We start from the raw sequence: 24742 nt of genomic DNA, 5'->3' as shown, positions 1-24742 counted from the left end.
GTGACGTGCAGTGGGCGCGGATCGATCACGTGACGCCGCCGCCGACCCGGGTCCTGCCGCCGTCGGCAGCGGACAGCCGTGCCTGCCTTTTGGGACGCTGAATCCCCGGTCCCGGCGCTAGTCGGCGAGGAATGCGGCCAGCCGTGCGGTGAGTTCGGCGGGCTCGTCCAGGGCGATGAGGTGCGCGGCCGCGGCGAACTCGACCAGGGTGGCACCGGGGATCTCGGCGGCGTAGCGCCGGGCGATGTCCTGGAAGTCGGCGACGTCGAGCTTGCCGATCCCGACCAGGGTGGGCGCGGAAATGCCGGCGACGTCGCCTGCGGTGACGCCCTGGGAGTGCTCCCCGACGACGCCCTGGTTCACCAGCGACGTCCGTAGCGGGCCGCGGAGTTGCTCTGCCAGTCCGGCGGGGACGTCCGCCCAGCTTCGGGCGGGTCCGCGCAGCCACATCTCCAAGTTGATCCGAACGGCGGCGTCCAGGTCTCCGGAGGCCAGGGCCGCCGTTTCCGCCTCGTCGTACGCGATCATGTCCGCGGACCAGTGGTACCTGGGCCACGGCGGGGCAAGAACCGCGAGGCGGTGCACCCGGTCCGGGTGGGCGAGAGTGAACTCGACGGCCACGCGTCCGCCCCACGACGCGCCGACGAGCCGGACGCGGTCGTAGCCGAGGTGGTCGACGAGACGAAGTAGGTCCTCGGTCTCGCTGAACGCCCCGGTCGGTGGTGCCGACTCGCCGAACCCGCGCAGGTCGTACCGCACGACCGTGTGGCGTTCCGCCAAGCCGGGCACGACCGCGTCCCACATGCGATGGTCGGCGACGCCGGCATGCACGAGCACGACGGGCGGGCCGTCGCCGACGACGACGTAGGACAGGTGGCCGAGATCGTCGGCGAGTGTGAGCATCCGCAGATGCTCGCAGCGCGGCCGGTCGTGTGCCAGTGACTTCGTGAATCGGCCTGCCCTCACTACTGCACCCCGGGAAGCACTGCCCAGCAGTGGTACGTCCGTTACTGAGGTCTGTGTGCGAGAGCGACGACTGTGGGGCAGGCGCCTCTGCGTACTTCCGCGGGCCCTTTAGGAGTAGCCCTTCGAGCCGTCGAGCAGTTCCCGGACGATGTCCGCGTGTCCGGCGTGCCGTGCCGTCTCCTCGACGAGGTGGACAAGCATCCAGCGCAGGTTGGCGCCGCCGGAGCGGTAGCCGGTGTGGCGGCCGACGTCGTCGAGGGAGGCCGCGGCGACGATTTCGTTGCTGCGCGCGCACTGGGTCTCGTACTCGGCGAGGAGTTCGGCGAGGGGCCGGCCGCCGGTGTGCCAGTCGGCGTCCTCGACCGACTCGTCGAACGACGGGTTCTTCGTCTCGTCCCCGCCGAGGAACAGCACCTCCAGCCACATGTGTTCGGTCCAACGCATATGCGCGACGAGGCCCGCCATCGTCATGGCCGGCGACGTCGGGACGACCGAGCGGTGCGCGTCCGCATCGGCCAGCCCCTCGCACTTCCAGCGCAGGATCCGCCTCTGCAGGTCCAGCCAGCCGATGAGCGCGGTGCGTTCGTCCGCCTGGAGCGGGGGGCGTTCCAGTTCAAGTGCCATGCCAGCGGACGCTACCCGGGCGGTTGGGAGGCGGCACCCGGATTTTCCGGTCGTCCGAATCCCGTGGCAGCGGCGCCCGCTGAGCGACAGGCTGCACCGGTGAGCACTCCGACGTCCTCGACGGCCCCGGCGGACCTGCCTGACGAGCCGCGCCCGACACCTCCCGCCGCGAGCGTCGACGACCCGGGTCGCCCCGACGCGCGGCTTGCGCGGCTGTGGCGGCAACACCTGCGGAGGCCGTTCCCCGCGCGCTTCCGCGGCGTGGACATCGCGGGCGTGGAGCTGATCCTCCTGGACGCGGCTGTGGCGGGCCTCGTCCAGAGAGAGCTGGACGGCGGGCTCGACGACGCCGGCGTCGCCTGGCTGTGGGGGTGCATCGCTGACGTCGACAAGGTCGGGCCCCTGATCGACGACGAGTACTGCGCCTCGTACTTCGCGAAGCTGCGTGCGGTGGCCCGCCTCGCGGTGGAGCGCTACACGCCGGGCGCCACCTGACCGTCGGATACTCCGGCGACCACCCCGCGGCTGCTCAGTCTTCGGCTGCCACGCGGTGGTGTGCCTCGCGGTGGGCGAGTACCTCGCCCATGTGCGATTCCGCCCAGCCCTTGAGCTCCGCCATGACGCGGTTCAGGGACAGGCCGAGGTCGGTCAGTTCGTACGTGACGGTGACCGGCACGGTGGGCGTGACGGTCCGGGTGATCAGGCCGTCCACTTCCAGTGAGCGCAGGGTCTGGGTGAGCATCTTCTGGCTGGCGCCCGCGAGTCGGCGGGACAGTTCGGAGAAGCGCATCGACCGAGGCCCGTAGTCGTGGTCGACTCCTGGACGGTGCGGGCCGTCGCTGCCGAGCGCTGCGAGGATCAACGCGACCCACTTGTCGGATATCCGGTCGAGCAGCTGACGGCTCGGGCAGCCCTCCATGAAGGCGTTGTAGCTCGTCTTCGCCTCGACCCGGCGCTGGGCCGCCGTCTGCGTCGACATCGACCGCTCCTTCCTCACCCGAGGGGCACTTACTTACTTTCAAGTGCCTTCTTCTGTCGCGAGGTTAATGAAACCAGCATGGAGCACGGAAACGATCACCCCACCTCGCAGGAGCAAAAGCCATGCAGGCTGCCACTTTCCGCACCGCTGTCGTCCGTGTTCCGAACGGGCCCGACTCGATCGAGATCATCGACGTGCCCGTCGCCGAGCCGGGTCCCGGCCAGATCCGCGTCGCCATCGCCGCGGCGACGGTCAACCCCACCGACCTCGGTGTCGCAGCGGGCTTCTTCCACTCGATCGGGCTGGTTAATCAGCCCGAACACACCGGTCTGGGATGGGAGTTCGCCGGCGTCGTGGAGGCGGCTGGGCCGGGCGTCGACCTGGCCGTCGGCACCCGGGTGGCGGGTCTGGTCGCCGGCTTCGACCGTGACTACGGCACCTACGCCGAGCAGATCGTGGTCCCGGTGGCCGACGTCGCCCGCGTCCCCGAGGGGCTGGACCTGGTCGCCGCGACCACGGTGCCCCTCAACGGGCTGGCCGCCGCGCACGTCGTCGACCTGCTCGGCGACGCGCCCACCGGGGCCGGTCGCCTGCTGGTGACCGGCGCCGCGGGCGCGGTCGGGGCGAACGTCGCCGTCCTCGCCCGGGAACGCGGCTGGCAGGTGACCGGGCTCGCCCGCGCCGGGGACGAGGAGTTCGTCCGCGGCCTCGGCGCCGACTTCACCGCAGACGCCGAGCCGGGATGGGACGCGGTCGTCGACTCGGCACAACTCAACGACCAGGCCCTCAAGCTGGTCCGTGACGGCGGAGCCTACGTCGGCATGCGGCCCGGCCTCGCGCCTCCCGCCGAGCGTGGAATCTCGGTGACCTCCGTGCTCACCGCCTCCGACGGCACCCGGCTCGCCGACCTTCTCGACCGCGCCGCGGCCGGAGATCTCCCGACCCGCGTCTACGCCGTCGTCGCCCTCGACCAAGCCGCCGAAGCCCACCGGGCCACCGCCAGGGGCGGCCTGCGCGGCCGCTACGTCATCCGCCCCTGACCGGCCCGGCACCGAGTGCCGCGACGCCCCGCGAGTGCGTCCGCGTGTCGGTGAGTCCCGGCGACACGCGGCGCACATGGTGGAGGGATGAGCGAACGGATCGACACGTGGGCTGTTGGTGACGCCTACGACCGGTACATGGGCCGGTGGAGCCGCCTGGTCGCGGACGCGTTCGTGGCCTGGCTCGACGTCGGAGACGGTTTGCGGTGGCTCGACGTGGGGTGCGGCACCGGGGCCCTGACCTCGGCGGTGACCGTTCGCTGCCGGCCGCGGACCGTCGTCGGCCTGGACCGGTCCGCCGGGTTCGTGGCCGCGGCCCGTGCCGCCGATCCCGGGCCGGCCGGCTTCGCGGTGGCCGACGGCCTGTCGCTGCCGGTGCGGGACGGGGCGTTCGACGTGGCGGTGAGCGGGCTGGCACTCAACTTCCTCCCCGAGCCGGAGTCGGCGCTGGCCGAGGCGGCGCGGGTCGTGGCGCCCGGAGGGCAGGTCGCCGCGTACGTGTGGGACTACTCCGAGGGCATGGGTTTCCTGCGCCACTTCTGGGATGCGGCGTCCCTGGTTGATCCGTCGGCTGCCGCGCTGGACGAGGGGCGCCGCTTCCCGGTGTGCCGTCCTGAGCCGCTGCGTGCTCTGTGGGCGGGTGCGGGGCTTGTCGACGTGGCCGTCGCCCCGATCGACGTGCCGACGGTCTTCCCCGGTTTCGCGGACCTGTGGGAGCCGTTCCTGACCGGACAGGGCCCGGCTCCGGGCTACGTTTCCACGCTTGCTCCGGCGGCCCGCGACCGGGTGCGTGACGCGCTCGCTCGGGCGGTGCCCGCGCGGCCGGACGGGTCGATCGCGCTCACCGCTCGCGCGTGGGGGGTCCGGGGGAGGCGGTGACCCGGTGGTCACCGCTGTTGCGGGACGTCGCGACCGGTCCGCGCCAAGGAGCCTGCCCGTGGGATGGGCGACGCGGTCTGTTGCCGCCCGGGGTGTCGGCGTCCCGCTTACGGGCCATGCACGCCGCCTGTCGGCGGGGGACCTTTGACAGCCGGTTTAGAACGCTGTTCAATCACGTATTGAACGCCGTGCAAACCGGAGGCTCCGTGCGTCTGACACCGACCGAGCGCGACCGGCTGCTGATCTCCACCGCGGCCGAGCGCGCCCGGGCCCGCCGGGCCCGGGGGCTGCGGCTCAACGTGCCCGAGGCCCACGCCCTCATCGCGGACACCGTGTGTGAGGCGGCCCGTGACGGTGTGCGCCTCGCCGAGGCGATCGACCGCGCCCGCACCGTGCTCGGCCCCGACGACGTCCTGCCCGGCGTCGGCGACATCGTCGGCGAGGTCAAGGTCGAAGCGGTGTTCGACGACGCGACCCGCCTCGCCGTCGTCACCGACCCCGTCCGGTCCGCCGAGCACGCCGGCGCGCTGCCCACGCCGACCGACCGCGCCTGCCGCACCGAAGGCTCGCGCGCCGGCGCGCTGCCCACGCCGACCGACCGCGCCTGCCGCACCGAAGGCTCGCGCGCCGGCGCGCTGCCCACGCCGACCGACCGCGCCTGCCGCACCGAAGGCTCGCGCGCCGGCGGCTTCGCGGCTCCCGCCACGGCCGGCCCCGGCTCGCCCGGCACCGACGCGCCCGGGACGGTGCTGTTCGGGCCGCAGCCCGGCGCGCACGGCGCCGCCCCGGCGGAGCGGTCGGTCGCGTTCACCAGCCAGGCCGCCGACAACGGCGGCGACCACATGCCCACCAAGCGGCGCCGCGTCGGGGTGCGCGGCACGCGGGGCATCGGGCCCGCGGCGATGCGATTCAACAACCGCGTCGCCGAGGTCCGGGTGGCCGCCGACACCGGCCTGGTCACGCTCGGCGGCGCTCCGGTGACGTCCGGGCCGGCCGAGTCGGTGTCGCCGAACCGCCTGTATTTCCCCTGACCCTCACCCAGTACCGCGAAGGAACACCACCATGACGATCACCCCGGCCGCTGACGGCTTCTCGATGCCCGCCGAGTGGGTCGAGCACGAGCAGACCTGGATGGCGTGGCCCACCTCCAACGAGACCTTCGGCGAGGCGGGCGACGGCGACGGCGACCTGCACGCCGCGCGCGTCGCGTGGGGCCGCGTCGCCGAGACCATCGCCCGCTACGAGCCCGTGACCATGGTCGCGGACCTCGGCGAGGCCGACACCGTCAAGCGCTACGTGCAGCAGCCGCTCACCGTCGTCGAGCGCCCCCTCGACGACGCGTGGATGCGCGACATCGGCCCCACGTTCCTCACCAACGGCCGGGGCGACCTGGCCGCCGCCGACTGGGTCTTCAACGGCTGGGGCGCCCAGGAGTGGGCGGCCTGGGGCCGCGACCAGGACATCGCCGAGCACGTCATCGAGCTGTCCGGCGCCAAGCGCTACGCGTCCCGGATGGTCAACGAGGGCGGCGGCATCCACGTCGACGGCGAAGGCACCGTCCTCATCACCGAGACCGTGCAGCTCGACAAGGGCCGCAACCCGGAGTGGACCAAGGAGCAGGTCGAGACCGAACTGCGCGCCTACCTCGGCGTGGAGAAGGTCATCTGGCTGCCCCGCGGCCTGACCCGCGACTACGAGCGCTACGGCACCCGCGGCCACATCGACATCGTCGCGTCGTTCGCGCGCCCCGGCGTCGTGCTGTGCCACACGCAGCCCGACCCCGCGCACCCCGACTACGAGGTCGGCCGCGAGAACGCCGCGCTGCTGCGCGCCGCGACCGACGCGCGTGGGCGGCGCCTGGAGGTCGTGGAGATCCCCGCCCCGACCGTGCTGGAGGAGGACGGCCACGGCTGGGTCGACTACAGCTACATCAACCACTACCTCTGCAACGGCGCCGTGGTGCTGTGCGGGTTCGACGACCCGCGCGACGAGGAGAACGCCGCGACCTTCGCCCGGCTGTTCCCCGGGCGCACCGTCGAACTCGTGGACGCCCGCGGGATCTTCGCCAACGGCGGCGGCATCCACTGCATCACGCAGCAGCAGCCGCGCGTCTGACCCCGCCGGTCCCGCGCGGGGGGTCGCGCCCGCGATGTTGTGGTTATCTCACCGCGGGCGCGGTTCCCATTGCGATGTGTAGCAAGGGTGGGCGGTCACGTGTCGGGGACTGTCCACAGGTCCGGTCGGATGATCGGACGAGTGTGCGCGGCGTGGCCCCGGGGTGGGGACGGGGCCGCGCCCGGCACGAACCGGCACCGAAGACAGGAGCATCCCATGCCGCCGACCCGGCGCAAGCGCCTCGAACAGCCGCGCGAGGTAGTCCTCCAGGCGGCCCTCGAGGCGATCGCCGAGAGCGGCCTCGACGCCATGACGATGGCGGCGCTCGGCAAGCGCCTCGGCATCAGCGGCGGCCACATCCTGTACTACTTCGGGTCGAAGGACCACCTGCTCGTCGAGACGCTGCGCTGGAGCGAGGACCGGCTCGGCGCCCGCCGCCGCACCCTCCTCGCGAGTGAGGCGACCGCCTACGAGCGCCTGGCCGGCTACGTCGACCTGTACCTCCCGACCGGCCGCGCCGACCCGCGCTGGACGATCTGGGTCGCGGTCTACGGCCGTTCGCTCGGCGACGAGGCGGTCCTCCAGGCCGGATACGACATAGAGCGCGTCTGGGCCGACGACCTGACCGCCCTGCTCGACGCGGGCGCCGACGCGGGGGAGTGGGCGCCGTTGGACGCGGCCGCCCGCACCGCGTTCACGACCCGCCTCCACGGCATGCTCGACGGGTTCGCCCTCCAGATCGTCATCGGCGCGCCGGGCCTGGAGCGCGCGGACCGGGTCGCGAACGCGCTCGCGTACGCCCGGCTCGAACTCGGCCTCGACCGCTGAGCTTTCCGAACCCGAAACGATCAATACCCGGCAAATCACGACAGTTGGCCTTGTCGTGTGCGATCGCCGTCACACTAAACGGCGCATGTGGTGCACGGGGCGCATATCGCGCGCGGCACCGAGCATGCTCCGGACAGGAAGACCGCTTCTACCGCGGGGTGATCGGCTATCAAACGCAACCGGCTGGCAGCCTCCGCGCCGGACTGGTGGCGCGACCCCAAGCAGCGCGCCGCCGTCGTGGCGCTGGGCGTCCTCGCCCTGATCGTCGCGGCGCTCATCGACCGCGGCAGCTTCCCCAGCCTCGGCCGCCACAACCGCACCGCCCCCGCGGCCGCGACCACCGCGACCGGCCCGGTCGCCGCCCCCGCGCCCCGGCCGACGGGTTCGGCCCTGGCCGCGGGCCCCGCACCGCCGGCCGCACCACCCGCGCCGGCGCCCCGCACCGCGACGCCGCAGCAGACCAAGGGCGGCGTCCCCGACGTCGTCGGCCGCGACCTGCAGAAGGCCCGCGACGCGGTGTGGTCCTCGGGCTACCACTTCATCAAGACGCACGACGCCCTCGGCCGCGGCCGCACCCAGCTCCTGCTCAGCAACTGGCAGGTCTGCGACCAGACTCCGGGCCCCGGCAAGGCCGACAAGGAGACCACCGTCCGCCTGGGTGTCGTCCGCACCAACGAGCACTGCCCGACGGAACCCGTCCCGACCACCGCGCCGACCGCCCCGGACGGCATCATGCCGGACGTCGTCGGCCGCAGCGTCAACGTCGTCCGCGACGCCCTGCGCGGCATCGCGAAGGTCGACGCCGACGACCTGCGCGGCAACCGGCCGATCATCGTCGAGAACCACTGGCGGGTCTGCACCCAGAACCCCCCGGCCGGCGCGCCGTTGCCGAACGACAAGGTCAGGCTCGGCGCCGTGAAGTTCGACGAGAAGTGCCCCTAGCGGACCCGGCCTTCGTCAGGACCCCGCTACCGATTCGTCGATCGTGCGGCGGTCAGACCGTTTCCGTCCGTGGACGAGGGGCGCCGGACCGGCGGTTGGGCGACGGCAGGACCGCCGTTCGCGATGCTTCGGACGCCTCAGGGGGATCCTGTCGGGCGGGTGGTCGGGGGCGCGGCCGGGCGGATGGTCAGGGGCGCGGTCGTGCCGGGCCGCCCCTGGCGCCCTTCCGCCGCTCGCGTCACCATGGGCGTCCGGCCTGCGTCCGCACTCGACGCGGGCCTTGTTCGGTCCCCCGCACCACCGGAGTCCGCATGGCCCACGACCTCGGCGCCGACCCGCGCCTGACTGTTCATCAGTTGCGGCGGCTGGTCGCGGTGGCCGAGCACGGGTCGATCTCCGCGGCGGCGGCCGCGTTGTTCATCGCGCAGCCCGCGCTGTCGAAGTCGCTGCTGGAGCTCGAACGCAACGTCGGGACGCGGCTGCTGGCCCGCACCAACCGCGGGACGGTGCTGTCGCCCGAGGGGGAGCGTGCGGTGCGGCTGGCGCGGGTGATCCTCGCCGACGTCCACGCGTTCGAGGGGATCGGGCGGGCGGATCCGGCGGACGGGGAGCAGCCGTTGCGCATCGCCGCCACGCCCACGCTCGCCGGGGACCTCGGTACGCACCTGATCCCGACGTTCGTCGCCGGGCACCCGCACGTCCAGACCCGGCTGATCCGCTCGGCGTCGCGTGAGGCGTTGTTCGCGTCGCTGCGCGCCGGTGAGGTGGACGTCGGTGTCGCCGCCGCGCCGGTGCCCGAGGACCTTGCCGCGCGCCGCTTCTGGGTGCGCGAGGTCGTGCTGGTGTCGCCGCAGGGCGTCGACCTTCCCGACACCCTGACCAGCGCGCACCTGCACGACCTGCCGCTGGTGCTGCCGCCGCCGGGTTCCGGCCGGCGCGACGACATCGACGCGTTCTTCGCCCGCACCGGCATCCGGCCGCGGGTCGCGATGGAGGCGGAGGAGCGGTCCGCCTGGGTGGCGTGCGTGCGCGCCGGGCTGGGCTCGGTGTTCCTGTACCGGGACCTGTGCGAGCACCTGGAGTACCCCGGAACGGTGGTGCGCGCCTTCGATCCGCCGGTACGCGGCGCGGTAGCGCTGGTGTGGCGGCCCGGCGCGGCCGGCGAGCGGGCGGCCGCGTTCATCGCCCACGCGGAGGAGTGCGGGCTGCGTCCGAGCTCCGGATAGCACCCGAACCGAGCCGCCTCTTGAAACCACTGCAACTGAAGTACTAAAGTCGCCGTGGTTGAAGGCGGCCTGCCTCCACCAGGGACACGAAGCACCCGAGCGCCAACGGGAGACACATGCGCAAGCTCACCTACTTCGTCAGCCACTCCATCGACGGCTACATCGCCGCCCCTGACGGCTCCTGGGACTTTCTGATGGCCTACCAGGACCTCACCGCCTGGATGCTCGAGAACCTCCCCGAGACCATCCCCGCCCACGTCCACGCCGCCCTCGGCACCACCGCCGCCCTCGCGCAGTACGACACCGTCGTCATGGGCCGGGCCACCTACGACCCCGGCCTCGCGATCGGCATCGCCAGCCCCTACCCGCACCTGCGCCAGTACGTCGTCACCAAGAGCATCACCGACAGCCCCGACCCCGGCGTCACCCTCGTCGCCGACGAACCCGTCGCCGCCGTCCGCGCCCTCAAGGCCGAGGACGGCGACAAGGGCATCTGGCTCGCCGGCGGCGGCACCCTCGCCGCCGCGCTCTACGACGAGATCGACGAACTGCTGCTCAAGACCTACCCGGTCCTCGCCGGCGATGGCATCCCGCTGTTCCGCGGCGCCGCGTTCGACCCCGCCGCCTTCACCCTCACCGAGCACCGCACGTTCCCCGACGGCGGGATCCTGACCCGCTACACCCGGGCCTCGTGACCCGCCGCGGGACGCGCCGCATGACCGGTTGTGTCCGACATGTGAACGGATCGGCCCACGGACTCGGCGGCCGCGCTCCCCGGAGGTAGATTCGGGGCAGCGCGGCCCGCCGCGCGCGTTCAACCCTCCGCGAGGGTGACGGTGAGGGTGAAAAGGAGTGACCCGATGTCCCTGCTGACCGTGTGGCCCGAGGCCGACAGCACGACGCCGGTGCTGCGCACCGCCGACCCCGAGGGCATCGCCGAGGCGCTCGCCCCCATCGGCGTCCGCTACGAGCGCTGGACCGCCGACGCCGAGCTCGCGCCGGGCGCCACGCAGGAGCAGGTCATCGAGGCCTACCGCACCGAGGTCGACCGCATCACCGCCGCCGAGGGCTACATCCTCGTCGACGTCATCCGCCTCCAGCCGTCCGACGACCCCGAGTGGCCCGCGAAGGCCGCCGCCGCGCGCCAGAAGTTCCTGTCCGAGCACACCCACGACGACGACGAGGTCCGCTTCTTCGTCGAGGGCGCCGGCATCTTCTACCTGCACGTCGACGGACAGGTGTACGCGGTGCTGTGCGAGGCCGGCGACCTGCTGTCCGTGCCCAAGGGCACCACCCACTGGTTCGACATGGGCGCCGAGCCGTCCGTCGCCGCCATCCGCTTCTTCCACGACGAGGACGGCTGGGTCGGCGACTTCACCGGCGACCCCATCTCCGCCCGGTTCCCGGACTTCGACGCCATCTGGGCCGGCTACACGGAGTCCGCCGCGTGACCGTCCCGCACCACAGCACGGCCGGACACCCGCTCGACGTCGTCGTCGACATCGAAGGCACCACCAGCGCCACCGGGTTCATCACCGAACAGCTCTACCCGTACTCCCGCAAGCACTTCGCGCGGATCATCGAGGAACGCGGCACCGAACCCGACGTCGCCCGCGCGGTCGCCGCCGTCCGCGACCACATCACCGCCACCGCGACCGACGCTGCGACCGACACCGCGACCGGCCCTGCGGCCGGCCCTGCGGCCGAACCGGCAACGGACACCGCTGCCGTGGTCGCCGCGCTCAACGCGTGGCTCGACCGCGACGAGAAGGCCACCCCGCTCAAGACCCTCCAGGGCGCCATCTGGGCGGAAGGCTTCGCGTCCGGCGAACTCACCTCGCACTTCTACCCCGACGCCATCCCCGCACTGCGCGCCTGGCACGCCGCCGGACACCGGCTGTACGTGTTCTCGTCCGGCTCCGTGTCCGCGCAGCTCGCCTGGTTCGGGAACTCCGCGGAAGGCTCGCTCCTGCCGCTGTTCTCCGGACACTTCGACACCGAGAACGCCGGCCCGAAGAAGACCCCCGGCGCGTACGACGCGATCGCGGCCGAGATCGGCGCCGCCCCGTCCGGCATCGTGTTCCTGTCGGACCTCGTCGACGAACTCGACGCCGCCCGCGAGGCCGGCTGGCACACCGTCGGCGTCCGCCGCCCCGGAGAGCCCTACTACGACCGCGGCGTCGGCACCCACCCCGAGACCGACTCGTTCGCCCGCGTCGACCTGACGGGAGACCGGCCCGTCGTACGGTGACACCCCGCGCCCGGCGGCGACGGTGCGGTCAGGCCACGGCCACCAGCGCCGCGCGGCCGGGCGCGTTCGCGAACACGACCAGACGCAGTGCCACGAACCGCCCGATGCCGGTGAGGGCACTCGCCCCCAGGTACACCGCCTGTGTGGCGGCCATCCCCGCGTCCGGCGCGGCCGCCGCCAGCGCGAGCATCGCGGCGGTCGTCAGCAGGTAGCCGACCACGACCGTGCCGGACGACTCCAGGTGCACCCTCCACCCCGCCGCACCCCGCCGGAACGTGAAACGGCTGTGAAGCTCGTTCACAAGCAAGGTGCCGAGGACCGTGACCACGGCGTTGGCGGCCGCGACGCCCATCGAGGCGGACAGGGCGACGAGCGCGGCGGACGACAGCAGCCCCACGCCGCCGCCGAACACGACGAACCGGGCGAAGGCCTTCGCGGTCTGCAGGTGGCGGCGCATCGGTGTCCCCAATCCCTCCGGGCCCGCCGCGATCGGCGGTCACAAGGGATGACAGGAATTCCGGCCCGGATGTGACATCGCTGGGGCCTGAGTGGCGCGGATCACTGCCTGGGGCACGCTGCCACCGACTGCGCCAATGTCAGCGAATGAGTGGAACAAGGCTTACTGATAAGGGAATTGGCGATCATTCCGACTTTCTAGACTGTGTGCCGTCCAGTCCGGTTCCTCCACACTCGTGAAGGCGAGGTGCCGCATGAGCGCGTTCCTGACCCGCTGCGCGCAGGCCAGTACGGGCACCACCAACCGCATCGACTACCCGACGGTCCTCAACGCGAACACCGGGGACCTCGGCTACCTGCACATGTTCGCCACGGACGTGACCGACCACATGCTGCGCCGGCAGGCGATGCTCCAGGCCCTCGACACCGAGGGCCGGACGAACGACATGATCGCCTACTGCGGCGGCGACGGCCCGGGATTCCTCGCCTCCATCGGCAGTCCGATCCGGTCCTCGCACGCGGGCGCGCCCGTCGACCCGCTGCTGCCGCAGGCCCCCTACAACGGCGGCGCGCCGCCCGCCGCGGCCACCGCCGGCATCCGCGGCCGGGCGAACTGGGCGTGGCTGGCGAACAGTACGACCGAGCACACCACCAAGTTCGCGCCCGCCGACCCCAACCGGGTCGCGTCGTACTTCGAACTGCACGTCCCCACGATCCGCGACGGCAAGAACGCTGCGCTCCTCGAGGGCGGCCGCGTGGTGTACGACCCGTTCGGGCACCGGTTCTTCATCTCCGCGCACTATGCCGCCCAGTTCGAGCTCGTGAACGTGCCGGCGGTCACCGCGCACCCGTCCTACGCCGCGGCCCGCACCGAGATCCAGAACTTCGCCGCCGCACGTGCGCTGGTCGCGCCGCCGACACCGTGGGCGGTGCTGTTCGACGACCTGGTGGCGCGGATGGGGAAGGGCGAGTTCTAGGGAGTGTCCTGGTGGCCCGGCCCGGCCCGCCCCGCCCTGGCCGGGCGGGGCCGGGGCCGGGTCCGGGAACGGGTCACGGGCGGCGCAGCGTCACGAGGTAGCTGGTCCCGTCGTTCAACCGGGCCGTCCAGTCGATCGAGCCGTCGGCGTTGCGGCTGATGTGGACGCCCCCGTTGAGGCAGTCGCCGATGTCGGTGCCCGAGCGCGGGGCGGGCTCGAAGTCGGCGCTGCCCGCGGTGGCCGCCTTGAGCTTGACCTGCTGCGCGCACACCGGCGGCGGGAAGCCGCCGCCGCCCGGGAACGGCGGCGGGTTGTAGGAGGCCTTGCCGGCGAGGCCGCCGAGTGGCGCGCGCGTCAGGTCGACCTCGACGGTCAACGGCCAGGGCGTGGACCACTGGTCGCCGGGTACGGTGCCCCGCCAGTGCCCGCCGAAGGCGTCCGGCAGCACCTGAAGCGCAGGGTCGGCGGCCGGCTTGGGCTTCTTCTTCGCGTGCCCGCTCCACGGCAGTTTGCCGGTCGCGAACAGCACGCCGAACGCGACGGCGGCCACCACGAGGAGCGCCAGCGCCGAGACCGCGGCCTTGCGCCAGGGGCCGCGTGTCTTGGCGGAGTCGCGGGAGCGGCCGGAGCGGCCGGCACCGTCGCCCGCGTCGCCGCCGACCCCGTCGGACCTGTCGGACGCGTTGGAAGGGCCGCTCCGCGGGCGCAGCCGCGCCGTCGGGTCGGTGTCCTCGGCGAGCCGGGTCTCCACGAGCCGGGTGTCCGCGAGCCGGGTGTCCGTGTCCGTGCCCGTACCCGCGACGCGGGTACGGCCGGGCCGGTCGTCCAGCACCCGGGTCTCGGCGGCGTGGCCGGCGACGACGGTCCGCTCCCCGTCCCCCGACACGTCCTCGACGTCCAGCAGCGCGACCGCGTCGCGGGCGATCGCCTCCACGACGTCGCCGGGCAGCCATCCGGACGCGAACCAGGCCGCGGCGTCCCCGTCGTGGCCGCGCAACGCCGCGGCCACCTCGCCCGCCGACGGCCGGTACGCCGGGTCCTTCGTCAGGCACGCCTCGACGACCGGCCGCAACGCGTAGGGCAGCAGCGTCAGATCGGCCTCGTGCCGGGAGATCCGGAACGGCACGCCCGGGTCGTCGTACTTCCCGAACGGCGTCGCGCCGGTCGCCGCGTAGGTCAGCGTCGACGCGAGCGAGAACACGTCGGCGGCGGGCCCGACCTCGCCGCCGTCCACCTGCTCCGGCGCCATGAACGCCGGTGAGCCGACGGTGACTCCGGTCCTTGTCAGCGCCGTTCCGTCCAGCGCGCGGGCGATCCCGAAGTCGATCAGGCGCACGCCGTCGAGGCCGAGCAGTACGTTCGACGGTTTGACGTCCCGGTGCACGATCCCGACGCGGTGCGCGGCCGCCAATGCCTCGGCCAGGCCCGCGGCGAGCGCCGTGACCGTGTGCTCCGGCAGCGGGCCCCGGTCACGCACCGCGCCGTGCAGGCCGGGGCCCGGCACGTACGACGTGGCCAGCCACGGGTGTTCGGCGTCCGGGTCGGCGTCCAGCACCCGCGCCGTCCACGCGCTGTCGACGCGCCGCGCGGCGGCCACCTCGGCGCGGAACCGGGTGCGGAACTCCGGGTCGTCGGCGAGCTCGGGCCGGACCAGCTTCAACGCCACGGTCCGGCCACGCGGCGAACGCGCCAGGTACACACGGCCCATGCCGCCCGCGCCGAGCCGGCGCAGCACCCGGAACCCGGCGACGACGCGCGGATCGGAATCGGCCAACGGGCGCATGCCGGTCTCCCCCCATGCCCCGTGGGGGCGTGCCATGACGTGACATTGGTGCGTTCTGCGCGGCGCGGCGATGCGCTCGGCATCGCCCGGCCCGGGCACGCGATCTTTGGTCGTTGCCGAGGATATGCCGCGTTCGCGCACGCGGCAGGGGCACCGGCATGTGATGTTCTGCTCGACGCCGGGGTGTAACGAAAACGGCGCGCACGACGTCCGACGGCCGCGCGATACGGATGAACGGGTGGGCGGCCAGGGGGCGCGGGGAGGTGGGGCACCCGTCCGCGGCGCGGTGTGGCGGCGGCCTGGGACGGCGGGTCCGGTCGGCCGGCGGTGGGCGGTTGTGGCCGCGGGCCTGGGACGGCCAGTGCCCTGGAACTACAGGGCGCGGCGGCGGTTCACCGCACCACGACCACGACCACGACCATGGCCACGACCATGGCCACGGCCACTGCCACGACCACGGCCACGGCCACGGCAGCGCCGGGCCGCGTCGCGCGTCGGGATCGGCCTACGGGAGGCGGGCTGGAGCTACCGCGCGTCCGGGGCGTCGCCGAAGCGTTCCAGGCGGATCCGGGTCGGCGGGACGCCTGCGGCGGTCAGCATCGTGCCGACCGCCTCGGCGAAGCCGGTCGAACCGCATACGTACACCTCGCGGTCCTCCGCGAGGGCGCGTTCGGCGTACGGGGCCAGCACGGCCGCCGTCAGGCGGCCGACGGGCCCGCCCGGTGGTGCCGAACGACTGTAGACCACCGCGACATGCGCCGCCGAGTACGGCTGATCGGCCGTCAGGTCGGCGTGGAACGGCAGGTGTTCGGGGGAGCGCACGCACGCGATGAGGTCCAGCGGAACGTCCGGCGCCGACGCGCGCTGCTCGCGCAGCATCGCCGCCAACGGGCCGATCCCCGAGCCGCCGCCGATCAGCAGCGCCGGGCGGTCGGCGGCCCAGGCGAAGAACCCGCCCAGCGGGCCACGGACTTCCAGCGTGTCGCCGACCCGGGCGACGTCGTGCAGGAATCCCGACACCTCGCCGCCGTCAACCCGGTCCACCGTCAGCTCGACGTGCCCGGGGTCCGAGGGCGCGGACGACACCGAGTAGTGCCGCTGCGCGGTGTACCCGTCGGCCGCGGTCAGCCGCAACATGTAGTGCTGGCCTGCGACATGCGCCGTCCAGTCCGGCAACGCGAGCCGCAGCGTGCGCAGTCCGGCCGCCTCGGTACGCGCCGCCACGACCCGTGCCTGCTGCCAGACCACCCGGCCGCGCAGGCTCGGCGCGACCCGGCCCGGCGCGGCGAACGCTGGGAGAGGCGGCAGCGGTTCGTTCTCCGCCGCGGTTCCGGAGGGCCCGTCGACCGGGAGGACGGCACCGGTCGCGCCGATCGCCCCGACGGCGCCGGTCTCTCCGACCGCGGTGGCGTTGGCGTCTGCGGTGGCTGTGGCTGTGGCTGTGGCTTCGGATGCGGCCGCAGCCGCGGCTACGGCTTCGGCCGTGCGGTCAGTCGCCGGCATAGCGTTCCTCCGCCCACGGGTCGCCTCGGTGGTGGTAGCCGTTGCGTTCCCAGAAGCCGGGCTCGTCGCGGTCGACGAGCCGCAGCCCGGCGATCCACTTCGCGCTCTTCCAGAAGTACAGGTGCGGGACCAGCAGGCGCGCGGGGCCGCCGTGCGCCGGGGTCAGCGGCCGTCCGTCGTACTCGAACGCGATCCATGCCCGGCCGCCGGTGAGGTCGGCGAGCGGCAGGTTGGTGGTGTAGCCGGTGTGCGCGTACGCGACGACGTGTGTCGCCGTCGGGGACGGCCGTACCGCGTCGAGGAACGCGTCGACCGAAACGCCTGTGAACACGGTTTCCAGCTTGGACCACGAGGTGACGCAGTGGATCGGACCCTCGTAGGTGTCGGCCGGCAGCGCACGGGCCTCGTCCCACGTCCACGTGCGGGGTTCGGCGACGAGGCCGTCGACGCGGAACGTCCAGTCCTCGGCGGCGAGCTCGGGCGTGACCTCGGCGGACAGTACCGGGAAGGACGTGTGCGCGTCGTACTGGCCCGGAGGCAGCCGGGGGTCGCGCGCGGCGGCGGCATGGCGGCCGACGAAGCCGCGGGTGACCGGCGGCAAGCCGGCGTCGGGGCCGACCCCGGTCCCGGCCTCCGTCACCGTCGCCGCTCCCGTCCCGGCGCGGATGCCGCCGGTCGCGGTGTCGGTCACGGGGCCGCTCACGCGTCCGCGGTGTCGGCGGCGGCGAGTCGGGCCACGGCGTCGAGCGTGACCAGTGCGGCGCGTTCGACGCCGTCGGCGACGACCTGGCGGTGCGGGTCGTAGCCGCTCTTGCCGTCCTCGTCGACGAGGTCGTCGGCGGCTATGCCGTCGATGACGAGCGCGCCGCCCGCCCGCAGGCCGTTGAGTGCCGCGAACACCAGGAGCGCCGACAGCTCCATCTCGATCGCCAGCACCCCCGCCTGCTGGTAGGGCTTCATCGGCAGTTCGAGGACGCCCGGCAGGAACGCGGCGCGCGTCCACACGGTGCCGCGGTGGTGCGGCGCGTTGTGCGCGCGGGCCTCGGCGGCGAGCGCGAGCACGACCTCGGGCGTGGAGAAGGCGGGGAACTCGGCGGGGACGAGCTGCTGGGTCACGCCGTCGTCGCGCACCGCGGCGTCCGCGACGATCAGGTCGCCGTCGCCGATGCCGCGCGCGATCGAACCGGCGGTGCCCAGCCGGATGATCGTGTGCACGCCGGCCTCGGCCAGTTCGGCGAACAGGCACACCGCGCCGGGCCCGCCGACGCCGTGCGAGGACACGACCAGCGGCACGCCGCGCCAGGTGCCGGCGTAGGTGACGTATTCGCGGTTGGCGCCGATCTGCGTCGCGTCGTCGAGGAGCTTGGCGACGAGTCCGGCGCGGGCCGGGTCGCCGACCACGACGGCGTAGCCGGGCAGTCCCGAGGCGGGGATCCGGGTGATGGGCAGGACGGCGGGGCTGTCGGTGGCGTCCACGGTCATCGGGCGGTCTCCAAGGGCGTGGCGGCGGGGTCGGGGTGCGACGGTGCGTCGGTGGCGGGCGGGGCGGGTCTGCGCCGCCGCACGAGCCGTCGGTCGCGGAACGCCGGGCGGGTGGCCAGGAAGAGCGCGACCAGGGTCATAACGTACGGGGCGGCGTCGGCGGCCTGTTGCGGCAGCCCCTCGCCCTGCAGCCGGAACCCGATTGCCTCGACGAGGCCGAACAGCAGTCCGGCGAGCAGCACGCCGACCGGCAGGGCCCGGCCGAGCATGACGGCGACGACCGCGATCCAGCCGCGTCCGGCGGTCATGTTCTCGGAGAACAGGGTCACGTTGCCGAGGGCGAGCTGGGCGCCGGCCAGTCCGCACAGCGCGCCGGAGGTCAGCACGGCGGCGTACCGGTAGCGGGTGACGCTGACGCCGAGGCTCTGCGCGGCCTCGGGTGCCTCGCCGACGCCGCGCAGCCGCAGCCCCCACGGGTGCCGGGACAGCAGCACGGCGGTGACCGCGACGGCGACCCACGACAGGTACACGAGCGGAGAGTGGCCGGACAGCGCGGGGCCGACGAACGGCACGGACGCGAGGCCGGGGATGTCGACGGGTTCGAGGCCCTTGAGGTCGGGGTCGCTGAAGGTGCCCTGCGTCCCGAAGACGGTGCGCAGCAGGAACCCGGTCAGGCCGACCGCGAGGAGGTTGAGCGCGATGCAGACGACGACGGCGTCGGCGCCCAGGGATACGGCGCCCACGGCCAGGATCGCTGAAAACAGTGTTGCCGCGAGGACCGCGGCGAGCACGCCGCCCCACGCGCTGCCTGTGTACCAGCTGCCCGCGACGGCGGCGAAGCAGCCGGTGAGCATGGTGCCTTCGAGGGATACGTTGAACACGCCCGCGCGTTCGCACAGCGCGCCGCCGAGTGCCGCGAACAGCACGGGGGTGAGGGCGCGGAGCGCGGAGAAGACCAGTTCGGCGTCGAACGTCATGTCACCGTCCTCCGAGGGCGGGTGCGGGGTCGGCGGCCGGGTCGGCGGGATCCCCGGCGGGATCCTCCGCGGTGGCCGTCGGTGGCGGCGGCGCGGCCGGGCGGCGCCGGAACCGGCCGCCCTTCGCGAACACGCCGGTGCGGACCGCGAGGAAGAGGATGATCAGCGCCTGCAGGACCTGCGTCAGCTGCTGCGGCACGGCGGTCTCCTGCTCCATGCCGAACCCGCCGACGGTGAGCGCGGCGAAGAAGAACCCCGCGAGCACGGTGCCGATCGGGGACGCGGCGGCGAGCAGTGCCGCGAGGAGGCCGGTCCAGGTGTAGCCGGGCGTGGTCAGCGCGCCGTCGGTGAGCCGGTACGGGAAGCCGAGCACGACGATGGCGCCGACGAGTCCGGCGAGGCCGCCGGACGCGGACATCAGCCGGAGCGTGAGCCGCGGCCGGTCGACGCCCGCGTAGGCGGCGAAGCGCGGGCCGCGGCCGGTCATGCGCAGTTCGAACCCGGCGGCGGTGCGCGCTTCGACGAAGGCGAACACGGCGGCGGCCGCGGCGATCAGGAGGATTCCGATGCTGACGCCGGTGCCGAGGCCGCCGTCGGCGGCGAACTCGGGCAGTCGGACGCCGTCGGGCAGCCGTTCGGACTGCGGGATGCCGGAGCCCTTCTGCAGCAGCGGGAACCGCACCATGTAGGACACGAACGAGACCGCGGGGTAGCTCAGCAGCAGGCTGCTCACCAGCAGTGGCACCCCGCACACGGTCTCGAGGACCGCGGCGAGCGCCGCCCACAGCGCGCCCGCGACGACGCCGGCGAGCAGTGCGCACACGACGGTCACGGGTGCGGGGAACGGCGAGTACAGCCCGACCGCGGCGGCGGCGAGCGCGCCGAGCACGAGTTGCCCGTCGCCGCCGAGGTTGACCAGGCCGGCGCGGAGCGGGATGGCGAGCGCGACGGCCATGCCGACGATCGGGATGGACTTGGTGAGCGTGTCGCTGATGCCGTCGGAGCCGAACGCGCTGTCGAGGATGGCCTGGTAGGCGGTCAGCGGTGCGGCGCCGGTGGCGGCGAGGATGACCGCGCCGAGCAGCAGTGCCGCGGCGATCGACACGGTGACGGGGGACACGACGGCCCGCCGTGCGATCCCGGCCGCCGCCGCGAGCGGCGAACGGCCGCCGTCGCGGGTCGGGTCGGTGAGGTCAGTCATGGTCGCCACCACGGTCGATCGGACGGGAGAGGGGCGAAGCACCGGACGCGGCACCGCCGTCGCCCGCGAGGCCGGCCGCGCTGTGCGCGTCGGCGGGGGTCGAGGCGTGCTGCGTGCCAGCGGATTCCTGCGTGCTGTCGGTGCTGTCGGTGCCGTCGGTGCCGTCGGTGTCGGCGCTCGCCTGCGCGGGGGCAGCCGCCTCGCCGCCGTCCGCGGGCCCGGCGCCGCTGCGCGCGTCGGTCGGGGTTGCGCGGCGGGTCTGTGCCGGGACGTCGGCGGTGCCGCCCGCCATCGCCAGTCCCACGGTGGCCGCGTCGGCCTGGCCGCGTGGGAGGTCGGCGACGACGCGGCCCTCGTACATGACGAGGACGCGGTCGGACAGTGCGAGGACTTCGCTGAGTTCGGCGGAGACGAGCAGCACGCCGTGTCCGGCGTCGCGGTACTCGACGAGCCGGGCGTGGATGTTCTCGATGGAGCCGATGTCGACGCCGCGGGTGGGCTGTTCGACGATCAGGAGGGGCGCGTCGTGGGTGATCTCGCGGCCCAGGATGGCCTTTTGCTGGTTGCCGCCGGACAGTGTGCCGATGGGGACGGCGCCGGAGGCGGCCTTCACGCCGAAGCGCTCGATGACGGCGGCGGCGTGGGCGCGCAGCGCTGCGCGGCGCAGCAGTCCGCCGCGGCCGGCGAGCGGGGCGCGGCGGTGGAAGCCGAGGGCGAGGTTGTCGGCGAGCGGGGCGGTGCGCGCGGCGCCGACCTCGGCGCGGTCCTCGGGGACGTAGGCGAGTCCGGCGCGGCGGCGGTGGGCGACGCTCGCGCCCTTGCCGCCGCCGGAGGCGACCTCGGTGCCGGCGACGGCGACGCGTCCGGCGGCGGTGGGGCGCAGTCCGGCGAGGGCTTCGACGAGTTCGGTCTGGCCGTTGCCGGCGACGCCGGCGATGCCGACGATCTCGCCCGCGTGGACGCGCAGGGTGATGTCGTCGACGGCGGGTTTGGCGCCGCGGGTGGGGCCGGCGACGGTGAGTCCGGTGACGTCGAGGACGGTGGCGGCGGGTCGCCCGGCGGGGTGGGTGCGGTCGAGGTCGACGGCGCGTCCGGTCATGGCCTCGGCGATCGCGGCCGGGTCGGTGGCGGCGGTGTCGAGGCGTGCGGTGACGCGGCCGTCGCGCAGCACGGTGACGCGGTCGCTGACGGCCATGACCTCGTGCAGCTTGTGGGTGACGAGGAGCACGGTGCGTCCTGCGGCGGCGAGGCCGCGGACGACGTCGAGGAGCCGGTCGGCCTCGGCGGGGGTGAGGACGGCGGTGGGCTCGTCGAGGATGAGGACGCGGGCGTCGCGGTAGAGGAGTTTGAGGATCTCGACGCGCTGCTGGACGCCGACGGGCAGGTCGCCGACGCGGGCGTCGGGCGGCACGTGGAGGCTGTGCCGTTCGACGAGTTCGGCGACGCGGGCGCGGGCGGCGGCGCGGTCGACGAGGCCGCGGCGGCGGGGCTCGGAGCCGTAGACGACGTTCTCGGTGACGGTGAGGGACGGGAACAGCTTGAAGCCCTGGTGGACCATGCCGAGTCCGGCGTCGATGGCCTGGAGGGGCGAGGTGAAGGCGTGCGGGGTGCCGCGGAGCAGGACGGTGCCGGCGTCGGGGCGCTGGAGTCCGTAGAGGACGGACATGAGCGTGGACTTGCCGGCGCCGTTCTCGCCCATGAGGGCGTGGACTTCGCCGGTGGCGACGGCGAGGTCGACGTGGTCGCAGGCCAGTACCCCCGGGAACCGCTTGACGACGCCCCGCAGTTCGACCTCGGGCACACCGTCGGAGGCGGGCGTGTCGGGGTATTGCGGGTGGGGCATCGGTCGGTTTCCCTTCCGGGACGGGGGTACTGGCCGTGGGCCTGTCGGGGCGGCGCGGGCCGCCGCGGGTCAGCCCTTGACGGGGTCGGCGACGGTCAGGGTGCCGGCGACGATCTGGTCGCGCAGGCCGGAGACGGTCGTGACGATGTCGGGGTGCTGGGCGATCAGGCACTGCGACTGGTCGAGGCCGGGCTCGAAGGCGGTCAGGGTGATGCCGCCCTCCTTGAGGCCGTAGGAGGCGATGCCGCCGGGCTTGCCGCCGGTGATCTGCTCGATGCCGCGCTCGATGGCGATGTCGGTGTGCTTGACGACGTTGTCGACGACGAAGCCGGGGGCCTTGCCGCACTGGTTGACGTCGACGCCCCACGCCTTGAGGCCGTCGGCCTTGGCGGCGTTGAACACGCCGAGGTTGCCGGCCGCGGAGGCGGCGCCCATGACGACGTCGACGCCCTTGGTCTTGAGCGCGGTGGTCTGCTCGCTGGCGCGCGCCGGGTCGTTGAACGGGTTCTGGCCGCCGACGAACAGCTGCGTGAAGCTGCTGTCGGGCTTGACCTGCTTGGCGCCCGCGCCGAACGGGTCGGAGAAGCGGTGGATCTGCGGGGCGTCGACGGCGACGACGGCGCCGGTCTTGCCGGTCTGGGTGAGCAGGCCGGCCTCGGCGCCCGCGAGGAACGCGCCCTCGTGCTCGCGGAAGACGGCGCAGGTGACGTTCGCGTACGTCTTGGTGGTGCACGAGTCGACGAGGAGGAACTGCTGGTTCGGGTTGGCCTCGGCCTGCTGCGCGATGACGTCGTTGAACTCGAAGCCGACGGCGACGACGACGGCGGGCTTCTGGCGGACCGCGCTCTCGACGTTCTGCTGGATGGCCGTGGCGTCCTTGCTCTCCAGCGTGTTCGAGGAGCCGCCGAGCTTCTTGGCGGCGTTCTCGGTGCCCTGCTTGGCGAGCTTGAGGAAGTCGTTGACGCCGATCGGCTCGGGGGTGACCAGGACCAGGGACTTGCCGCCGGCCTTGGTGTCGCCGCCGGCGGGGGCGGCGGAGTCGGACTTCTTGTCGGACGCGTTGCAGGCGGTCGCGGCCAGCGCGGTCGTGACGGCGACGGCGGCCAGGGCTATGCGGGCGGCGCGGGGCTTGTGGAGCATGGGATTCCTCAGGGCAGGCGACGCGGCGTGCGTGCGGACGCGTCGGCGGGAGTCGTGCGGGAGGGCGGGGGTACGGCGGGACCGCCGGGCCGGGCGGGGCGGCTCAGATGCCGAGACAGCGGAGGGGCGGGAGTACGCACGCCATCGGGTGGCCGTGGGACAGCTGGAAAGCGTCGGTGACGTCGATGACGTGGGCCACGGCCAACCCCCTCTCGGAGAAGCGGAATGCGCCGGACGGGTGAACCGTTCCGGCAGGTGGCTGGAACTTAACACCCCGTCTCGCCAGGTGGTCAATATGTCCAGCATGTGGGCAGCGCTGTGAGATTCCCGGTTGCGTCCCGTTAACAACCTGGTCATACGATCGACTGTCCGGCTGACCACCGCCGGCCGTCCGGCGACGGGCCCCGCCCCCGGCCCGCAGCGCTCCGGACCGCCCGACCGCACCACACCCCTGGGGAACACCGTGGCCCTCGAAATCCGGTCGCTTGCCTGGCACGGCAAGGGACTTCACCTCATCGACCAGACCGCGCTGCCGCACGAGATCGTCCGGCTCGACGTCACCGACGTCGACACGCTCGTCGACGCCATCCGCCGGCTCGCGGTCCGCGGCGCGCCCGCGCTCGGCGCGTCCGGCGCGTTCGGTGTGGCGATCGCCATGCTGCAGGCCGAACGCGAGGGCTGGGACGCGGCCGCGCTCGACGCGGCGATCGCCCGCATCCGCGACGCCCGGCCGACCGCCGTCAACCTGGCCGGCGGCGTCGACCGCGTGCTGCCCAAGGTCGCGCTCGGTGTGGACGCCGTCGTCGCCGAGGCCGAGGCCGTCGTGCGCGAGGACGTCGCCGCGAACAAGGCGATAGGCGCGCACGGCGCCGACTGGATCCTGGAGCGCGTCGCCCGCCGCCCGCTGCGCGTGCTCACGCACTGCAACACCGGCTCGCTGGCCACCGCCGGATGGGGCACCGCGCTCGGGATCATCCGCGAACTGCACGCGCGCGGCGTCCTGGAGGTCGTGTATGCCGACGAGACCCGGCCGCTGCTGCAGGGGTCCCGGCTCACCGCGTGGGAGCTCGACCAGGAGGGCATCGCGCACTACGTCCAGCCCGACGGCGCCGCGGCCAGCACGATCCTGCGGGGCCTGGTCGACGTGGCCGTGATCGGCGCCGACCGGATCGCCGCCAACGGCGACACCGCCAACAAGATCGGCTCGGTCGGCGTCGCGCTGGCCTGCGCGGACGCGGGCATCCCGTTCGTCGTGGCGGCGCCGCAGACCACCTTCGACCCGGCGACGCCCGACGGCACGCGGATCGAGATCGAGGAGCGCCCCGAGTCCGAGGTGCTCGAGTGGGGCGGCGTCCGGGTCGCGCCGGCCGGCTCCCGCGCGTTCAACCCGGCGTTCGACGTGACCCCGGCGCGCCTGATCAGCGCGATCGTCAGCGAGGACGGCGTGCTCGAGCCGCGGGGCTGAGGACGGAGTCCGCCGAAGGGCGGGCTGTTCGGCCGAGGCCGCCGGGATTGCCGGGGGCCGTCCAC

At 73.6% G+C, this 24742-nt stretch carries 25 protein-coding genes; 13 read left to right on the top strand and 12 right to left on the bottom strand.

The genetic code is table 11. The features are described 5' to 3' along the window. Window positions 1–117: 117 nt before the first annotated feature. Entirely contained in the window at window positions 118–903 is a 786-nt protein-coding gene (locus tag QI554_RS07620; RefSeq protein ID WP_281467275.1) for an alpha/beta fold hydrolase, read from the bottom strand. A 171-nt stretch (window positions 904–1074) separates the two neighbouring features. After that, the gene (locus tag QI554_RS07615) at window positions 1075–1590 is read right to left on the bottom strand and encodes a DinB family protein (protein ID WP_281467273.1); all 516 of its coding nucleotides are present in this window, start codon (window positions 1588–1590) and stop codon (window positions 1075–1077) included. Window positions 1591–1689: 99 nt separating this feature from the next. On the opposite strand from QI554_RS07615, the gene QI554_RS07610 reads away from it, so the two are divergent. Next, window positions 1690–2085 (top strand): hypothetical protein, encoded by a 396-nt coding sequence (locus tag QI554_RS07610; RefSeq protein WP_281467270.1) that lies wholly within the window; start codon window positions 1690–1692, stop codon window positions 2083–2085. A 34-nt stretch (window positions 2086–2119) separates the two neighbouring features. Here QI554_RS07610 and QI554_RS07605 read toward each other — a convergent pair whose 3' ends face one another. After that, window positions 2120–2569, bottom strand: coding sequence for a winged helix-turn-helix transcriptional regulator (locus QI554_RS07605; RefSeq protein ID WP_281467268.1), 450 nt, complete (start codon window positions 2567–2569; stop codon window positions 2120–2122). 122 nt (window positions 2570–2691) lie between these two features. Between QI554_RS07605 and QI554_RS07600 the strand changes: the two genes are divergently transcribed. The 10 genes from QI554_RS07600 (at window position 2692) to mtnC (ending at window position 11850) form a co-directional block, all read left to right on the top strand. After that, complete coding sequence (locus tag QI554_RS07600; protein ID WP_281467266.1) at window positions 2692–3609, top strand: NADP-dependent oxidoreductase; 918 nt, start codon at window positions 2692–2694, stop codon at window positions 3607–3609. An 87-nt stretch (window positions 3610–3696) separates the two neighbouring features. Next, complete coding sequence (locus QI554_RS07595) at window positions 3697–4488, top strand: class I SAM-dependent methyltransferase (RefSeq protein ID WP_281467264.1); 792 nt, start codon at window positions 3697–3699, stop codon at window positions 4486–4488. Window positions 4489–4694: 206 nt separating this feature from the next. Next, window positions 4695–5519 carry an urease subunit gamma gene (gene ureA, locus QI554_RS07590; protein ID WP_281467262.1) on the top strand — a complete coding sequence of 275 codons (825 nt, stop codon included), beginning with the start codon at window positions 4695–4697 and terminating at the stop codon, window positions 5517–5519. Window positions 5520–5550: 31 nt separating this feature from the next. Next, window positions 5551–6603 carry an agmatine deiminase family protein gene (locus QI554_RS07585; RefSeq protein ID WP_281467260.1) on the top strand — a complete coding sequence of 351 codons (1053 nt, stop codon included), beginning with the start codon at window positions 5551–5553 and terminating at the stop codon, window positions 6601–6603. A gap of 216 nt (window positions 6604–6819) precedes the next feature. Beyond that, window positions 6820–7431, top strand: a complete 612-nt coding sequence (locus QI554_RS07580) for a TetR/AcrR family transcriptional regulator (protein WP_281467258.1) — start codon at window positions 6820–6822, stop codon at window positions 7429–7431. A gap of 237 nt (window positions 7432–7668) precedes the next feature. Further along, window positions 7669–8373 carry a hypothetical protein gene (locus QI554_RS07575; RefSeq protein WP_281467256.1) on the top strand — a complete coding sequence of 235 codons (705 nt, stop codon included), beginning with the start codon at window positions 7669–7671 and terminating at the stop codon, window positions 8371–8373. A 311-nt stretch (window positions 8374–8684) separates the two neighbouring features. Beyond that, entirely contained in the window at window positions 8685–9599 is a 915-nt protein-coding gene (locus QI554_RS07570; protein WP_281467254.1) for a LysR family transcriptional regulator, read from the top strand. Window positions 9600–9715: 116 nt separating this feature from the next. Beyond that, window positions 9716–10294 carry a dihydrofolate reductase family protein gene (locus QI554_RS07565; RefSeq protein ID WP_281467252.1) on the top strand — a complete coding sequence of 193 codons (579 nt, stop codon included), beginning with the start codon at window positions 9716–9718 and terminating at the stop codon, window positions 10292–10294. 165 nt (window positions 10295–10459) lie between these two features. Beyond that, the gene (locus QI554_RS07560) at window positions 10460–11050 is read left to right on the top strand and encodes a 1,2-dihydroxy-3-keto-5-methylthiopentene dioxygenase (RefSeq protein WP_281467250.1); all 591 of its coding nucleotides are present in this window, start codon (window positions 10460–10462) and stop codon (window positions 11048–11050) included. Beyond that, complete coding sequence (gene mtnC, locus QI554_RS07555; RefSeq protein ID WP_281467248.1) at window positions 11047–11850, top strand: acireductone synthase; 804 nt, start codon at window positions 11047–11049, stop codon at window positions 11848–11850. The genes QI554_RS07560 and mtnC overlap by 4 nt, the downstream gene beginning before the upstream one ends. 28 nt (window positions 11851–11878) lie before the next feature. Here the strand turns inward: mtnC and QI554_RS07550 are convergent, their stop codons facing one another. Further along, window positions 11879–12307, bottom strand: a complete 429-nt coding sequence (locus QI554_RS07550; protein ID WP_281467246.1) for a hypothetical protein — start codon at window positions 12305–12307, stop codon at window positions 11879–11881. 253 nt (window positions 12308–12560) lie between these two features. Here QI554_RS07550 and QI554_RS07545 point away from each other — a divergent pair, with 253 nt between their 5' ends. Further along, complete coding sequence (locus QI554_RS07545) at window positions 12561–13283, top strand: hypothetical protein (RefSeq protein ID WP_281467245.1); 723 nt, start codon at window positions 12561–12563, stop codon at window positions 13281–13283. A 73-nt stretch (window positions 13284–13356) separates the two neighbouring features. Here QI554_RS07545 and QI554_RS07540 read toward each other — a convergent pair whose 3' ends face one another. From QI554_RS07540 to QI554_RS07505, 8 genes are all read right to left on the bottom strand, one after another. Next, window positions 13357–15102: a serine/threonine-protein kinase gene (locus QI554_RS07540; protein WP_281467243.1), complete on the bottom strand. Its 1746-nt coding sequence runs from the start codon at window positions 15100–15102 to the stop codon at window positions 13357–13359. A 489-nt stretch (window positions 15103–15591) separates the two neighbouring features. Beyond that, on the bottom strand, window positions 15592–16569 hold the full coding sequence (locus tag QI554_RS07535; protein WP_281467242.1) for an FAD-binding oxidoreductase: 978 nt from the start codon (window positions 16567–16569) through the stop codon (window positions 15592–15594). Beyond that, entirely contained in the window at window positions 16556–17170 is a 615-nt protein-coding gene (locus QI554_RS07530; RefSeq protein ID WP_281467443.1) for a sulfite oxidase-like oxidoreductase, read from the bottom strand. The genes QI554_RS07535 and QI554_RS07530 overlap by 14 nt, the downstream gene beginning before the upstream one ends. Before the next feature lie 98 nt (window positions 17171–17268). Then, a complete protein-coding gene (locus tag QI554_RS07525) occupies window positions 17269–18051 on the bottom strand; it encodes a nucleoside phosphorylase (RefSeq protein ID WP_281467241.1) in 783 nt (260 codons plus the stop codon). After that, the gene (locus QI554_RS07520; protein WP_281467239.1) at window positions 18048–19028 is read right to left on the bottom strand and encodes an ABC transporter permease; all 981 of its coding nucleotides are present in this window, start codon (window positions 19026–19028) and stop codon (window positions 18048–18050) included. Before QI554_RS07520 ends, QI554_RS07525 begins: the two co-directional genes overlap by 4 nt. A gap of 1 nt (window position 19029) precedes the next feature. After that, window positions 19030–20229, bottom strand: a complete 1200-nt coding sequence (locus tag QI554_RS07515) for an ABC transporter permease (RefSeq protein ID WP_281467237.1) — start codon at window positions 20227–20229, stop codon at window positions 19030–19032. Next, on the bottom strand, window positions 20222–22072 hold the full coding sequence (locus QI554_RS07510; RefSeq protein ID WP_343230766.1) for an ABC transporter ATP-binding protein: 1851 nt from the start codon (window positions 22070–22072) through the stop codon (window positions 20222–20224). The genes QI554_RS07515 and QI554_RS07510 overlap by 8 nt, the downstream gene beginning before the upstream one ends. Before the next feature lie 69 nt (window positions 22073–22141). Further along, window positions 22142–23212, bottom strand: a complete 1071-nt coding sequence (locus tag QI554_RS07505; RefSeq protein WP_281467235.1) for a BMP family ABC transporter substrate-binding protein — start codon at window positions 23210–23212, stop codon at window positions 22142–22144. Between the two features lie 463 nt (window positions 23213–23675). Here QI554_RS07505 and mtnA point away from each other — a divergent pair, with 463 nt between their 5' ends. After that, entirely contained in the window at window positions 23676–24677 is a 1002-nt protein-coding gene (gene mtnA / locus QI554_RS07500) for an S-methyl-5-thioribose-1-phosphate isomerase (RefSeq protein ID WP_281467232.1), read from the top strand. The last annotated feature ends 65 nt before the right edge of the window (window positions 24678–24742 follow it).

The sequence above is a fragment of the Yinghuangia seranimata genome (assembly GCF_029953285.1).
Taxonomy (GTDB): domain Bacteria; phylum Actinomycetota; class Actinomycetes; order Streptomycetales; family Streptomycetaceae; genus Yinghuangia; species Yinghuangia seranimata.
The sequence above is the reverse complement of the archived record's forward strand: the minus strand, read 5'-3'. Positions and strand labels throughout refer to the sequence as shown.